This is a genomic window from Mesorhizobium sp. C264A (assembly GCF_040324515.1).
Taxonomy (GTDB): Bacteria; Pseudomonadota; Alphaproteobacteria; order Rhizobiales; family Rhizobiaceae; genus Mesorhizobium.
Map to the genome: position 1 here is coordinate 2,449,495 of NZ_JAMYVY010000001.1, position 12,984 is coordinate 2,462,478.

The window sequence follows — 12,984 nt, forward strand, 5'->3', positions numbered from 1 at the left end:
CAGCGCCGACTCGTTTCTTCCCTTTCAGGATTGGCGCTGGCTGGTAACACGTCGCGGCGTGGTTGAAAAGCCGGTCGTGGCCTATTCGGCGGACTTGCCCAACAGGGCATCGAGCAAGACATGGCGCGGTGACGCGAAAGGATTGACGACCGTTACGCCGCCCCAGGTGAAGCCGTCCTGCAGATCTTCCGACAGCAGCAGCCGGCAACCGGTTTGCGAGGCAACAGACAGGATGGTCGCATCCCAGATGCCGAAATGGTGATCGGTCGCAAGATCAGCCGCGACCGTCATCACCTCCGGCGTCGTGCCGACAACCGGAAACGCGTCGCGCCAGCTCAACAGGGCGTCGCGCGCTTGTGCACGTGATCGTCCGGCCTTGCGTGTGAGAACGGTGAACAATTCGCCGAGCACTTGGACTGGAATGACGGCTGCCTCTTGCGCAATGTCGTGCAGCAGGCCGAAAACGATGTCGCGCTTCTCGGCTCCGTTGATCCCCTCGGCATAAACAAGGATGTTGGTATCGAGCGCGACCTTCACCGCTCGTCCTCGTAAAGCTCGTCGCGGCTCCAGCGCCCGGCTTCTACAACAGGCTGGCGTTCGAGGCGCGACAGCAGCGCTGTGCGCGAACGAGACGCCGCAGGGTCGGGCTGCCCTGCAGGCACGATCCGCGCCACGGGGCGCCCATGGCTGGTCACGACGTAGCTCTGTCCTTCGCGGACACCGCGCAGGAGGAGCGAGAATTTGCGGTTGGCGTCGGCTGCGGAAACGGCTTCTTCCATGGCATTGTCCATATAGTAGTTATATTCACTACAGCATAGTGAACCCGGTCAATTTTCGCAAGTTCATTCAATGTGGCGAAACGCAGCGACGCCTCTTGTCCGCCCACGGTCGCACAAAAGTGACAGCAAATTAATGCGACATCGCGCCTGAGGCGTGATAACCGCCCGTTTGTATCGGCTTGCCCGCCTTTTCATTGTTTGGATTGGCCGGCAGGCACATTTAGACCAGTTCGGACGCGTTCGTTGAACCGCATCATTCCGCTCATTCTGGCGGTCGCCTTGTTCATGGAAAACATGGATTCGACCGTCATCGCGACATCGCTGCCGGCGATTGCCGTCGACATCCACACCAGCCCGATCGCGCTCAAGCTGGCGCTGACCGCCTATCTGGTGGCGCTGGCGATCTTCATTCCGATCAGCGGCTGGATGGCCGACCGGTTCGGCGCCAAGACCATTTTTCGCGCCGCGATCGGCGTCTTCATCGTCGGCTCGGTCTGCTGCGCCATCTCCAATTCACTGCCGGCCTTTGTCGTCTCGCGCTTCCTGCAAGGCATAGGCGGCGCCATGATGACGCCGGTCGGCCGGCTGGTCCTGGTGCGCGCGACGCCGAAGAGCGAGCTGGTCGCGGCCATGTCGTGGCTGACGGTGCCGGCGCTGGTCGGCCCGCTTGTGGGACCACCGATCGGCGGCTTCATCACCACCTATTTCACCTGGCATTGGATCTTTCTGATCAACGTGCCGATCGGCCTGATCGGCATCTGGCTGGCGACGCGCTTCCTGCCGCAAACCGACTCGATGGAGACGCCGCCGCTCGATTTCGTCGGTTTCGTACTGAGCGGGCTGGCGGCCTCCGGCGTCATCTTCGGCCTGTCGGTGGTCAGCCTGCCCTATCTGCCGCCGGCGACCGGCCTCATCACCGTGGCGGTCGGGCTGATTTCCGGCGTGCTCTATCTCCTGCATGCGCGGCGCGCCAAGAACCCGCTGCTGGCGCTGGAACTGTTCCGCAACCCGGTGTTCCGCTCCTCGGTGCTCGGCGGCTCGCTGTTTCGCATCGGCATCGGGGCGGTGCCGTTCCTGTTGCCCCTCATGTTCCAGATCGGCTTCGGGCTGACGCCGTTCCAGTCGGGCATGATCACCTTCGTCTCGGCTATCGGCGCCATCGGCATGAAATTCGTTACCGCGCTGATCTTCCGGCTTGCGGGGTTCCGCCGGGTGCTGATCTGGGGCTCGCTGATCGCCGCGGCATCGATCGCCATATACGGCCTGTTCACGCCGGAGACGCCTTACGCGCTGATGCTGGCGATATTGCTGGTCGGCGGCTTCATCCGCTCGATGTTCTTCACCGGCGTCAACGCGCTCTCCTATGCCGAGGTGACGGCTGAAGACACCAGCAAGGCAACGCCGATCACGGCGGTGTTCCAGCAACTGTCGATCGCGCTCGGCGTGGCGCTGGCCGGCGGCATCCTGGAAGTCTCGACCTCGATCCATGGCGGACCGCTGGCGCTCGGCGATTTCCACATCGCCTTCTTCATCGTGGCGGCGGTGTCGGCGGCAGCGTCCGTGTCATTCATGCGGCTGGCGCCGGATGCCGGCAATGCCGTGTCGGGACATGGCCGGCTGACGACGCCGAAGACGCTGGAGCCGGTGAGCACGGCTGGGAAGTAAGGGGCGGCGCGACGAAAATCGTCGACGTCGGCGATCCTTCACACCCCCCCCTCTGGCCTGCCGGCCATCTCCCCCGCAAGGGGGGAGATCGGATATCACGCGGCTTTCGCCAATCTTGCAACTTTGAAGGAACGGCGAGGCGGGGGCGGTCGCAACTGCCAATCTCCCCCTTGCGGGGGAGATGTCCGGCAGGACAGAGGGACGGAACGCTACGAAGCGTCTTTCACGCCGTGCCGTCTCTGCCCTTAAAATCCTTCGCCAGCAGATACAACTCCACCGACTCATCGCGCGACGCCGGCGGCTTGACGTGATGCACTGAGCGGAAGTTCTTCTTGAGCATCGACAGCAGCTCGTTCTCCGCGCCGCCCTGAAACGTCTTGGCCAGAAAGTGCCCGCCCGGCTTCAGCACCGACAGCGCGAAATCGGCGGCCACTTCGCACAGATGCATGGTGCGGATGTGGTCGGTTCGCTTGTGGCCGGTGGTCGGCGCCGCCATGTCGGACAGCACGACATCGGGGTCGCCGCCCAGCGCTTCGGCGAGCTTTTGCGGCGCCTCGGGGTTAAGGAAGTCCATCAGCAGCACCGGCGCGCCGGGCACGGCGGGCATTTCGAGATAGTCGATGCCGATGACATGCGGATTTTCTGCCGTCGACTTGGTCCTCGCGGCCGCCACCTGGCACCAGCCGCCGGGGGCCGCACCGAGGTCGATGACCTTCATGCCGGGTTTCAGCAGATGATGCTTGTCGTCGATCTCGATCAGCTTGTAAGCCGCGCGCGAGCGATAGCCATCGGCCTTGGAGCGCTGAACGTAGGGATCGTTGATGTGGCGTTGCAGCCAGCGGCGCGACGATTCTTTCAGGCCCGACTTCTTCTTGATCCGCGTTTTGAGGACACGAATGCTGGCGGAGCCCGGCTTTTCCGGCTTCTTGGTCATGACTTTTTTCTTGTTTGAGTTTTTGCACTCGCCGAGTTGCCGCCGTTTTTCGGCGGCTTCGCGTTTCGCGAAGGGCTTCCCCCACTCCGTCGCCGCTTCGCGGCGCCACCTCTCCCCCCTCCGGAGGGAGAGGAAAGGCGCTGGTCTGCATAAGTTCGCGCCCTTCCTCTACCCCGTCGATCGGGGGAGAGGTGTCGAGCGAAGCTCGACGGAGTGGGGGTCGACCGTTCACCAAAGCAATGCGGATCATGCTCGGCCCCGCCCACTGTTGCGCCAGACGCCGTCATCGGCCATCAGCTCGCTCAAAATGCCTTCGCGTAAGCCCCGGTCGGCGACGCGCAGCCGCTCCGACGGCCACACCGCACGGATGGCTTCCAGGATAGCACAGCCGGCCAGCACAAGATCGGCACGGTCGGCGCCGATGCACGGGTTGGCGCAGCGCTGCTGGAAGTCCCAGCCGACCAGTTTTTCGACCATGCGGTCGACGCTGTCGCGGTCCATCCACAGCCCATCGACGCGGCGGCGGTCGTAGCGTTCGAGATCGAGATGGACGCCGGCCAGCGTCGTCACCGTGCCGGATGTGCCCAGCAGATGGAATTTCGGACTGGCCAGCACATGGCTCAGCCGGTCGCGGCCGTCGAAGGCTTTCAGCCGCACCGCGACATCGTCGACCATGGCGGCAAAGATCTCGCGCGTCACCGTGCGGCCGCCAAAGCGCTCGGCCAGCGAGACAACGCCGACCGGCAGCGACGTCCACGACACGATGTGGTTGGCAAGCCGCGGCGAGCGCTGGCCGGTGAGGTCGATCAGCGCGATTTCGGACGAGCCACCGCCAATGTCGAACAGCACCACGCCTTGCGTGTCGCGCTCGACCAGCGAGCCGCAGCCGGATACAGCAAGCCGCGCCTCGGTCTGGCGATCGATGATTTCCAACTTCAACCCCGCCTCTCGTTCGACGCGCTGCAGGAATTCGACGCCATTATCGGCGGTGCGGCAGGCCTCGGTGGCGATCAGCCGGGCTTTCCTGATCTTGCGGTTGCGCAATTTGTCGCCGCAGATTTTCAGCGCCTCGACGGCGCGGTCCATCGCCGCCTGGCTCAGGTGCCCATTGGCGGTCAGCCCCTCGCCCAGCCTGACGATGCGCGAGAAGGCGTCGATGACGCGGAACTGGCCATGGCGTTGCGGCACCGCGACCAGCAGCCGGCAATTGTTGGTGCCGAGATCGAGCGCGGCAAACACCGGCAGTTCCTGCATCGGCGGCCGATGCATGGGCTGTTCCGGTCGGGGTTGTGGGGCCGAGGGCAAAGGCACGGGCGCTGGAGCGGCCGGGCCGACGGAGGCCGGCGCACTAACCGCTGCGAGAGGGCTGTCGTCGCGCGCAAAAACCTTGCGCCCACGCCGGCGCTTGCGCCGCTTTCTCGCCTTGCCTCGCTGATGCTGGGCTTCGCCGGCCTGTCCGTTACCGGACTGAGGCCCCGCCTGGCGGGGCCGCCCGGCGGATGGGCTTGGCCCGCCTGACGGCGGCGAAGCCCTGGACACGCCCACTTCCGGCGCGCCAGCGCCGGTGTCGTGGTCTTCCACTTCAGTTCCTTCCGGCGCCGCGCGAACCGTAAAACCGGACGCAGCAGGCGCTTCAATCTTTTAAGTTACCGCCAGAGTAGCAGCGCCGGGCCGGATCACCAAGAGCAAGAGCTCAAATTTTGCCGGCTGCGTCCTGCCAGGTCCCCGCTGCTTTGCAGCGTCCGGCGTTCGCTAGCCTTTCATCGTGCCACTGGCACGATGAATTCGCCGTTGGCGAACCGGCTGCTCACCCTTGCCGGTTGAATAGCCGGCTTCGATGAGGCATTTCTGAAATGAGGGGGAATATTGGTGAATCGCGGACGTTTTCACGCCCGCCCGGGCGATGGGCAGCAACACATGACGACAACTCCATGAATTGGGGGGCCACGAATTGGAAGCGCTATCTGTGGCCGGTCATCGGTGTCGCGGCGGTCATCGGGTCGCTGTTGTTGCTGTGGCACGAGTTGCGCGGCATCTCGATCGACGATGTCTGGGACGGCATATCCGCCATCCCGACGCGCGGCTGGATGCTTGCGGCACTGAGCTCGGTGGTCGCCTATGCCTCGCTCGCCGGCTACGACCACATCGCGCTCTTGCATATCGGCAGACGAGTGTCGTGGCTGTTCGTCACCTTCTGCTCCTTCACCACCTACGCGCTGTCGCACAACATTGGCGGCTCGGTGTTTTCGGGCGCCGTGATCCGCTACCGCGCCTACGGCACCAGGGGGCTCACCGGCCAGGACGTCGGCATTCTGGTGGCGATCTGCTGGATCACCTTCGTGCTCTCCAGCATTCTGGTTGGCGGACTGGTGCTGGTGTTCGAGCCTGCAATCATCGACCGCTTTTCCGGCGCCCCGCACCACGGGCTGGCGATCGCCGCCGGCATCGCTTTGCTGATCCTGGTCGGCGCCTACATCTTCGGCAGCTGGCTGCATCTGAAGCCCCTCAAGATCGCCGGTTTCCAGCTGCATTATCCGGCGCTGCCGATCGTGGCGCGGCAATTGCTGATCGGTCCGATCGAGCTTCTGGCGGCGGCGGCGATCATCTTTTTTGCCCTGCCCATGGCCGGCAATCCCGGCTATTTCGTCATCCTCGGCGTGTTCCTGGTGTCGTTCTCGGTGGCGCAGATCTCGCACGCGCCGGGCGGGCTTGGCGTGTTCGAGGTCGTGTTTCTCGCCGGCCTGTCTGATATGGACCCGGTCGGCGTGCTGGCCGCACTTCTGGTGTTCCGGCTGTTCTACCTGATCATCCCGCTGCTGATCGCGCTTGGCGTGGTGCTGTTCTTCGAGCACTCGCAATACAGCCGGACAGACAGTTGAGGTCGCGCCGGGCGACAGCGCCCGCCTGGCGCAATTGGCTGATGAAACACCGAGATTGAAATGCAACGCAGGCTTGACTATTTTCCGGCGGCGGCTACAAGGCACGCGCGGCTGCTTCGGCGGCCCGCCAGCGCGACAGCGCCTGCTGGGGAATAGGTTAACGGTAGACCCACGGACTCTGACTCCGTTAGTCCTGGTTCGAATCCAGGTTCCCCAGCCAAATTGGATGCCTCGTCAGCGACACATCCCCGCGAGCTTGTGCAGCTACCGCAGACGCTGCCGTTTCCGCAAGTAAACCAAACGGTTGCCTGAGGACCGTGCGGACCTCGCCGCGATTCCATTCGCAGTTCGACAGCACCAGATTCAAAAGCCGTTTTTTCTCATTTGGGGCCTGGTGAGTGAACATTTGGCTGGCGTTGCGGGCTAGCTCAAGCAGTTGGATCCCATCGTCCATGTATGATTCCTGCGCCTCGCCATGGCGCTCTATCTCACGCAGCAGACGCGCTTGTTCGACGCGCCATTGCGCCGACATGCGGTCGTAGAAGGCATTGTCGATGCGGCCGTCGAGCTTGTCCAGGTACATGGCGTTGAGGCGGTCTTCGAGACGCTTGTACTGAGTCTGACACCGCTCAATCGCCTGTTCCTGCTCCCGCCGCTCATCTGCATGGCTCGCCTTCAGCGCGTCGCGTACCCATTCCAGAACCTCCTCATCGAAATGAAGTTGGTCTAGGAGCCCGGCAAAAGTCTTATCCAGCACCTCCTCGCGAACATATTTGCGACGACAGTCGGCATAGCCGCCCCGGCCTTTGTCGGCATGTCCCGTGCAGTGGTAGTAGATGTATTTGCCCTTCTTGACCTCCGCCACGACCGCACAGCCGCACTCAGCGCAGGTCATGAGGCCCGAGAAGGCGAACTCATAACCATAGGAATGGATAGGGGTCGCGTGCCGGCCTGCCAGGACGCCCTGGACTCGTTCCCAGAGGTCGATCGATACCAACGGCTCGTGCTTGCCGTGGTGCAGCCTGCCATTCCATTGAAACAGGCCCGTATAGAGCCGATTGCGCAAAATCGTGTGCACGGTGCTGACCGGTACTGGGTTGCCGCTCTTTGGATGGATGAGGCCGTCGCAATGCGCCGCCTTCGTGAGCGCCTTGAGTGAATACTGGCCGGTCGCGTAGCGCTCGAATAGCTTGGTGATAACCGACGCTACCACCGGGTCCGGCTCGATGACCTTCTTACCGTCCTTGGCCGTGACATTGAGATAGCCGAGCGGCGCCTTGGACGGCCAGATCCCCTGTTCCGCCTTTTCCATCTGCCCTTTCCGGGCTTCCTCAGAAAGATTGTCGATGTAGTTTTTGGCCATCAGCACCTTGATGCCATGCATGAACTTTTCCGAGGATCGCGAGTCTCGCGACAGCACCACGCCTTCCTTGGCGAGGTGGATCTCGACATCGAGTTCGTCAAGCGTCACCCAATCCTTGAGGTTGCGGTAGAGCCGATCGGTCTTCTCGACCAGGATGACGCGTACGCCAGGATGCTTGCGCAGATATTTGACCATCTCGCCGAAGTTGGTCCGCCCGGTGTTCTTGGCGGTCTCGACATCAACATATTCCTCAACAATGCCAAACTGCCGCTGAAGAGCATATTCTCTCAGCAGCTTACATTGCGCCGGGATCGAAAAGCCTTCTTTCTCCTGCTCTTTCGAGGACACGCGCGCATAAAGCAGCGCTTTCACCAAGCTGCCGGGCTTCGCCTTCGGTGCTGCTCGCTTGTCGATCGGCTTCATCTCCGCTCCTTCGCAGTCACGAAACGGCGCATGTGATTGGCATGTTGGCGGTCAGGCCTGGCCACAACATGCGAACCTGCAGTCGGCGGAACCGTTTTTCCTCATGTCATCTGAGGCGGCGAAGAGCCATAGCGCGATTTCACGTGCCGGTCGGTGCTACTCAATCCATCTTGTGCCATTCGGCAAGGATGCGAAAGAACCCGCTGACGTTTTCCACGATCTGGCGCGCTTCTTCCTTCGACAACAAACGACCGGTGCGTGCCTCGAAGAGTTGAACCGTTCGTTCCAGCAAGGCGTCGTCGACAGCGCGCCGCCGAGAATATGGGACGCCCTCGACCTGCCGACTGGCATCTCTGCGTGTTGCCTTCATTGCACTTGCCCGATTTCGAACGCGCGATTGCGCGGTCAGAGCAAGGATCGTCGAAATCTGCGTAATCGCGCATGACCGTTATGTACGCTCCCGTTTCCTTTTCTACTTCCGCTTTGCTTCCGGAAGTCATTCCGGGGCTCTGGAACTCCCGGCGCCTGTCAATCAATGAGGAGCGTGATGAAAGGAGCACTCGCGAGCTTTCTACAAGGAATCATCTACGCCAACCCTCCCTCGACCGGCATGGGTTCGGCGGACGTTCCGCTCTCCTGCTTTGGGTCGACGGCCGCCAGTTCCTCCCCTAATGCAGCGATCAAGGCCGACACACGGCCGCGCACCCGTGGATGAAGTTGCACCAGCCCTTCAATCAGGCGTCGGCCTTCCGCGCTGGCAATAAAATCGATGCGCTCATCGACCGCTAGCGTGGCAACGTCACGGTCAGTCTCATTGCCCGGCAGGCCTCCGAAGAAACGGCTGACTGGGACGGCCAGTGAACTAGCGATATCGTAGAGCATGGAGGCACTAACGCGGTTTTTCGCGTTCTCGTATTTCTGAAGCTGCTGGAAACTGATGCCTATGGATCGGGCAAGCTGGGCTTGCGATACGTCCGACTGGAGACGAACGATGGCGATCTGCCTGCCGACGTGCTGATCTGCGGGATGCGGGCTACACTCGGTTTCAGTCTTTGGCCATGCCTGGATGACGCGGGGGCGTCCTGGCTCCGCAAATACCTTTCGGGACTGCATCAGTCACTCCATGGATAGAGAGTTTGATTCGGTAAGCCCCGCGAAAATTACCAAACCGCCGAATGATCGCGATTTCGGAACCTTATTGCCGAAGTTCAGCTTGAGACTTTCTGCTCTCTAATCCGAGCTATATCGTCTAAGGCCGAGCGGATCTGTGGCCACGGGGGCTCACTGTCATGTAGCGAATACTCCCCTTCCCTAAGCGCTGCATTTAGCTTGGCGGCTATACCGGCGAGCGACGTTGCAGGAACTTGGGATAAGGCTTCGAGCAATTTCTTCGCCCGCTCGCCAGCTTCGCGCTCAGCAAGTAAGGCTGTCGAATAACCAATCTCCCTCGCGGCGGCATCCCAGCGCGCCTGATTGGCTACGATTTCAGCTTCAGCTTGGGTGCGGGCCACTGTGTTAACCGGACGAACACCGAGCAATTCCTGGAGGGCTTCAACGGAGTGAACTGTCACGCTCTCGCCGTCGGACAAGGTAACTGTCGTGCAAGGGAAGCCAACGGTCTCGATAAGTACACTCTCCAGCCGCTGCTGCTGAGTGCAAAGCCGTTCAGCCTCCTCCCAAGCCGCCTGCCATCGTTTCCACACCGCCACCGCAGGATCAATGGCGTCATCACCCTCCAAGTCGATGCGAGCAAACGATGTAGCCTGCGTCGCCGCCATTGCGATTGCTGTTCCCGCAAGCACCTTCCTGCGGGTGACGAAAAGCAAACTCATGGTATTGTCGGAATCAGCCATGATCCGAGCTCCAAACAGCTTGGGTTGTGGTCAGGTCGAACGGCGTGTGCGAGCACGTCGTTCGACCGTCTTATGTGCGGTGAAAGACTACAGGTCGAGGCGTGAGCGGGCAACAAAAATCATTACAGGGTGATGAAATTAGCCCTATCCAGTCCAGGATGGCGCGAGCAGCTCTTGGCTGGGGGGTGCGAGAACTGGCCGAAATTGCCCAAGTCGCAACGCAGACAATCACTCGCCTAGAGCAAGGCGATCAACTCAAGCCCAGCACTCTTCAGGCGATTCGTGCCACCTTCGAAGCGGCAGGAATCGAATTCATTCCCGAAAACGGAGGGGGGCTTGGCGTCCGGCTTTCGCGTCGCCGGGACGGGAAATGACACAAGCAGAACGCTGAGCGCGGAGATGCATCCGCGCTTCTCATTAACAAGATAGCCAACCACCAACGCAACGCCAGCCATTGAACCTCTAATGCATGTCGCTCAAAAGTGGCCCCGATTTTGAGACAGCGACATGCATAAAAACAAAGACCTAAAGCGGGTCGCCTGAGTCCGTTGGAGTCCGTTCAAACGCGACGCGCTTTAGACGGCGCAAGAACCTTCACGCCAAACTGGAATGAGGCAGGGGCCGTCCGGTATAAAGGTCGTTCCTATGAGAGATGGTCCAGTTCGATAGCGGAACGTTCGCCATGAAGTTGGCCAGCGCCAAGCACGCCGGTCAATCCTATTCGGCGGTGCAACTCAAAGCCGCTCATCCTGAAATTCGCCGGTCTCTGTCAGATCGGCTTGAACATGCTTTCCGCTGAGTCGGATTTCAAACGCGCCCAGAACTCGATGGAATACCGATCCGTCATCCCCGCCACGAAATCGCACACTTCGCGGGCCCGGCCAGTGATGTTGTCTGCTTTGTTGAAACGCTCTCTGACGTCCTCTGGCATCAGAATATCGCCCTTGTCAGCCATCAGCGCTTCGAAAAGATCGGTCACGACATCGTAACCTCGATATTCGCCGAGCTTCACGCGCGGGGCATAGATAGCGGCCTCATAGGTGTACTGTTTCAAGACTTCCTTCCTGCGCAATCGCCCTTTGGTCAGCTTCACCTGGCTCAGAGGCGGACATTGCTCATTGTAGTCCAACTCCACTGACGAGATGAATTCGTGCACCAGTTGCGACGACAACTCTGTGCGGTTGTATCCGTCATCACTGATCAGCCTGGACGTCTTATAGACAGCGGTAAATCGCTTGAATCCTTCCCGCTCGGCCTCCAGCTTCTGTCTTCTGGCCGCCTCGGCTGGCTGCAGACTGTCCCGATCCTTGTGGTTGCGCATTCCGGCGCCATCCGAACTCCCAGTCGCATCTACCCCCGCGCCACTTTCATCGTTAACGGGCTCGCCCTGGAACAGTCCGGCAAAAATATCGAAGAATACGTCGAGCACATCTTCCTTGCTGACGTCCTCCTTGATCTGCTTCGATACGGTCGCTGCCACCTTTTCCAACAGCGCATCCTTGGTCGCCAGGATCTTCGCAGGACTGAGGAACCCGACCTTCAGGCAGTCTTCAAGATCGTAGACGGAATATGCAATGTCGTCTGCCAGATCCATTATCGAGCATTCGAGCGACTTGAACTCTTTTCCGCGCTTCAGTTTGAAGTCGCCTATTACTGAGCTTTTGATATTCTCGACGATCGTTTTTTCCGTAGCGTAGTAGCCCTTCTCCACCTTTGAGCCTTCAGGGCGCACGGCTTTGATCATGTTGTCGTACTTCAGGACAGAAGCCAGCGTCCGATGGCAGAGGTTTAGACCGGCCCTTATATCGCCATCGCCCTCGAGAGCTTTGGCGTATTTGACCTTCTTCTCTAGCCTGGTCAGGATTCGCAAGGTTTGGGCATTGCCCTCAAACCCGCCATATTCGAGCATCGCATTGTCGAGCGCCCGTTCACCGTTGTGACCGAATGGCGGATGGCCAATGTCGTGAACCAGACCAGCGGCGAAACACAACCTAACGTCAATAGGTTCAGGCAAAGTAGTCTTGTATGTGTGGTTGATGAACTCGGCTATTCCCTGGGCGATCTGGGCCACTTCAAGCGAATGTGTCAGCCGGCTCCTGAAAAAATCGGACTCGCGGCTGGGCGCACTCGTGCCACGTTGGGAACTACGCCTGCGGCAAATGCAGGGGTTGCGTGAAGCACTACAACACTTGGTCGGCTCTTGGCTGGACGCCTCACTGAAGAACCTGCTCCGAGGGAGCAGCCTCTTGACTGGTCTGCCTGGTTACCGGCAGGCGCGGTGATACGTGAACTTCCAAAGCCGGAAGAGCAGCGCGATCGGTCATTTATAGACGTAATGCAGTCGCGCCGATCCGCCACTGGAGGACCCGTAAGCTGGCGAGACATTGAAGCGTTGCTTTGGTACGCGTGCAGGACCCGCGAATCTTGTGGGATCGGACGTGCCGGCGTGCCTTTGGAACACCGGATTTCACCCTCAGCAGGTGGATTGCACGCCGTCCAGATCATTTATCAAATGTCGAACAGCGATCATGCGGCACGCGCGTATCTGCCCACGAGACACGCTGCAGCTTTACTCGGCGCCTCATCCCAGGCAGCCGAACTCAACAGAGAGCAGGTGAATGGGGTACTGGGAACCGCCCTAGGGTGCACCCTTCGGTTGGTAGCAGACCTGTCAAAAATTGATGCAGGCTATGTGAATGGAGAAAGCTTGGCCTGGCGTGATGCCGGTGTTGTTTGCGCTACCCTAAGTTTCGTAGCGGAGTGGCTTGGCCTGCGCTCCAACGTGCTGGGCTTTTCAGGCAACGCCTATCTACCCTTGATTGGGTTTCCAACGAACCGCTTCATGGCAGTCGGGGCCGTGCAAATCTCCAGTTCCGGTTAGTGGTCGCACCAAACGACAACCTGGAGATACATGAATCGCCAAACAAGATATCCGCGCAGATGGGGCACACGTGATTTCTGGCCCTCGACGGTTGTTTCGACTGGCTGCTGAAAATGTGGAATCGACTGCATCGCTTCGCCGGCTCGCACCGACAGAAAACGGCTGCCGCTAACTCTCCAATCTTGAAGGCCTGCCCCCTGAAAGCGA

General features: G+C 60.5%; 13 protein-coding genes and 1 tRNA gene. 5 read left to right on the plus strand and 9 right to left on the minus strand.

Annotated elements, in window-relative coordinates; all coding sequences use genetic code 11:
• Window positions 1-81: 81 nt before the first annotated feature.
• Together NKL04_RS12130 and NKL04_RS12135 are read right to left on the minus strand one after the other, a co-directional pair.
• The gene (locus NKL04_RS12130; RefSeq protein ID WP_023673035.1) at window positions 82-537 is read right to left on the minus strand and encodes a PIN domain-containing protein; all 456 of its coding nucleotides are present in this window, start codon (window positions 535-537) and stop codon (window positions 82-84) included.
• On the minus strand, window positions 534-779 hold the full coding sequence (locus tag NKL04_RS12135; protein WP_023673036.1) for a type II toxin-antitoxin system Phd/YefM family antitoxin: 246 nt from the start codon (window positions 777-779) through the stop codon (window positions 534-536). The genes NKL04_RS12130 and NKL04_RS12135 overlap by 4 nt, the downstream gene beginning before the upstream one ends.
• Window positions 780-1,022: 243 nt before the next feature.
• Here NKL04_RS12135 and NKL04_RS12140 point away from each other — a divergent pair, with 243 nt between their 5' ends.
• Window positions 1,023-2,444, plus strand: coding sequence for an MFS transporter (locus NKL04_RS12140; protein WP_023689532.1), 1,422 nt, complete (start codon window positions 1,023-1,025; stop codon window positions 2,442-2,444).
• 223 nt (window positions 2,445-2,667) lie between these two features.
• On the opposite strand, the gene NKL04_RS12145 is transcribed toward NKL04_RS12140, so the two are convergent.
• Entirely contained in the window at window positions 2,668-3,378 is a 711-nt protein-coding gene (locus tag NKL04_RS12145; RefSeq protein WP_023700576.1) for an RlmE family RNA methyltransferase, read from the minus strand.
• A gap of 246 nt (window positions 3,379-3,624) precedes the next feature.
• A complete protein-coding gene (locus NKL04_RS12150) occupies window positions 3,625-4,959 on the minus strand; it encodes a Ppx/GppA phosphatase family protein (RefSeq protein ID WP_023700577.1) in 1,335 nt (444 codons plus the stop codon).
• 350 nt (window positions 4,960-5,309) lie between these two features.
• Here NKL04_RS12150 and NKL04_RS12155 point away from each other — a divergent pair, with 350 nt between their 5' ends.
• Both NKL04_RS12155 and NKL04_RS12160 read left to right on the plus strand, forming a co-directional pair.
• A complete protein-coding gene (locus NKL04_RS12155) occupies window positions 5,310-6,257 on the plus strand; it encodes a lysylphosphatidylglycerol synthase domain-containing protein (protein ID WP_023700578.1) in 948 nt (315 codons plus the stop codon).
• 146 nt (window positions 6,258-6,403) lie between these two features.
• A tRNA-Gln gene (locus NKL04_RS12160) sits at window positions 6,404-6,477 on the plus strand.
• Here the strand turns inward: NKL04_RS12160 and NKL04_RS12165 are convergent.
• The 4 genes from NKL04_RS12165 to NKL04_RS12180 all read right to left on the minus strand — a co-directional run bounded on the left by NKL04_RS12165 (window position 6,445) and on the right by NKL04_RS12180 (window position 9,896).
• The gene (locus NKL04_RS12165; RefSeq protein WP_084568508.1) at window positions 6,445-8,043 is read right to left on the minus strand and encodes a recombinase family protein; all 1,599 of its coding nucleotides are present in this window, start codon (window positions 8,041-8,043) and stop codon (window positions 6,445-6,447) included. The genes NKL04_RS12160 and NKL04_RS12165 overlap by 33 nt on opposite strands.
• Before the next feature lie 160 nt (window positions 8,044-8,203).
• Window positions 8,204-8,413, minus strand: a complete 210-nt coding sequence (locus tag NKL04_RS12170; RefSeq protein ID WP_023682435.1) for a hypothetical protein — start codon at window positions 8,411-8,413, stop codon at window positions 8,204-8,206.
• 215 nt (window positions 8,414-8,628) lie between these two features.
• Window positions 8,629-9,156 (minus strand): helix-turn-helix domain-containing protein, encoded by a 528-nt coding sequence (locus NKL04_RS12175; RefSeq protein ID WP_023682436.1) that lies wholly within the window; start codon window positions 9,154-9,156, stop codon window positions 8,629-8,631.
• Between the two features lie 95 nt (window positions 9,157-9,251).
• A complete protein-coding gene (locus tag NKL04_RS12180; protein ID WP_023700579.1) occupies window positions 9,252-9,896 on the minus strand; it encodes a hypothetical protein in 645 nt (214 codons plus the stop codon).
• Between the two features lie 158 nt (window positions 9,897-10,054).
• Between NKL04_RS12180 and NKL04_RS12185 the strand changes: the two genes are divergently transcribed.
• Complete coding sequence (locus NKL04_RS12185) at window positions 10,055-10,270, plus strand: helix-turn-helix domain-containing protein (protein ID WP_081727481.1); 216 nt, start codon at window positions 10,055-10,057, stop codon at window positions 10,268-10,270.
• A 395-nt stretch (window positions 10,271-10,665) separates the two neighbouring features.
• Here NKL04_RS12185 and dgt read toward each other — a convergent pair whose 3' ends face one another.
• On the minus strand, window positions 10,666-12,138 hold the full coding sequence (gene dgt, locus NKL04_RS12190) for a dGTP triphosphohydrolase (RefSeq protein WP_084568509.1): 1,473 nt from the start codon (window positions 12,136-12,138) through the stop codon (window positions 10,666-10,668).
• Between the two features lie 204 nt (window positions 12,139-12,342).
• Between dgt and NKL04_RS12195 the strand changes: the two genes are divergently transcribed.
• A complete protein-coding gene (locus NKL04_RS12195; RefSeq protein ID WP_156951436.1) occupies window positions 12,343-12,777 on the plus strand; it encodes a nitroreductase family protein in 435 nt (144 codons plus the stop codon).
• The last annotated feature ends 207 nt before the right edge of the window (window positions 12,778-12,984 follow it).

Bases quoted from the DNA above. Each gene is read 5' to 3' on its own strand.
- NKL04_RS12145 (WP_023700576.1), bottom strand. From the start codon at position 3,378: ATGACCAAGAAGCCGGAAAAGCCGGGCTCCGCCAGCATTCGTGTCCTC.
- NKL04_RS12180 (WP_023700579.1), bottom strand. From the start codon at position 9,896: ATGGCTGATTCCGACAATACCATGAGTTTGCTTTTCGTCACCCGCAGG.
- NKL04_RS12170 (WP_023682435.1), bottom strand. From the start codon at position 8,413: ATGAAGGCAACACGCAGAGATGCCAGTCGGCAGGTCGAGGGCGTCCCA.
- NKL04_RS12155 (WP_023700578.1), top strand. From the start codon at position 5,310: ATGAATTGGGGGGCCACGAATTGGAAGCGCTATCTGTGGCCGGTCATC.
- NKL04_RS12165 (WP_084568508.1), bottom strand. From the start codon at position 8,043: ATGAAGCCGATCGACAAGCGAGCAGCACCGAAGGCGAAGCCCGGCAGC.
- NKL04_RS12185 (WP_081727481.1), top strand. From the start codon at position 10,055: ATGGCGCGAGCAGCTCTTGGCTGGGGGGTGCGAGAACTGGCCGAAATT.
- NKL04_RS12175 (WP_023682436.1), bottom strand. From the start codon at position 9,156: ATGCAGTCCCGAAAGGTATTTGCGGAGCCAGGACGCCCCCGCGTCATC.
- NKL04_RS12135 (WP_023673036.1), bottom strand. From the start codon at position 779: ATGGAAGAAGCCGTTTCCGCAGCCGACGCCAACCGCAAATTCTCGCTC.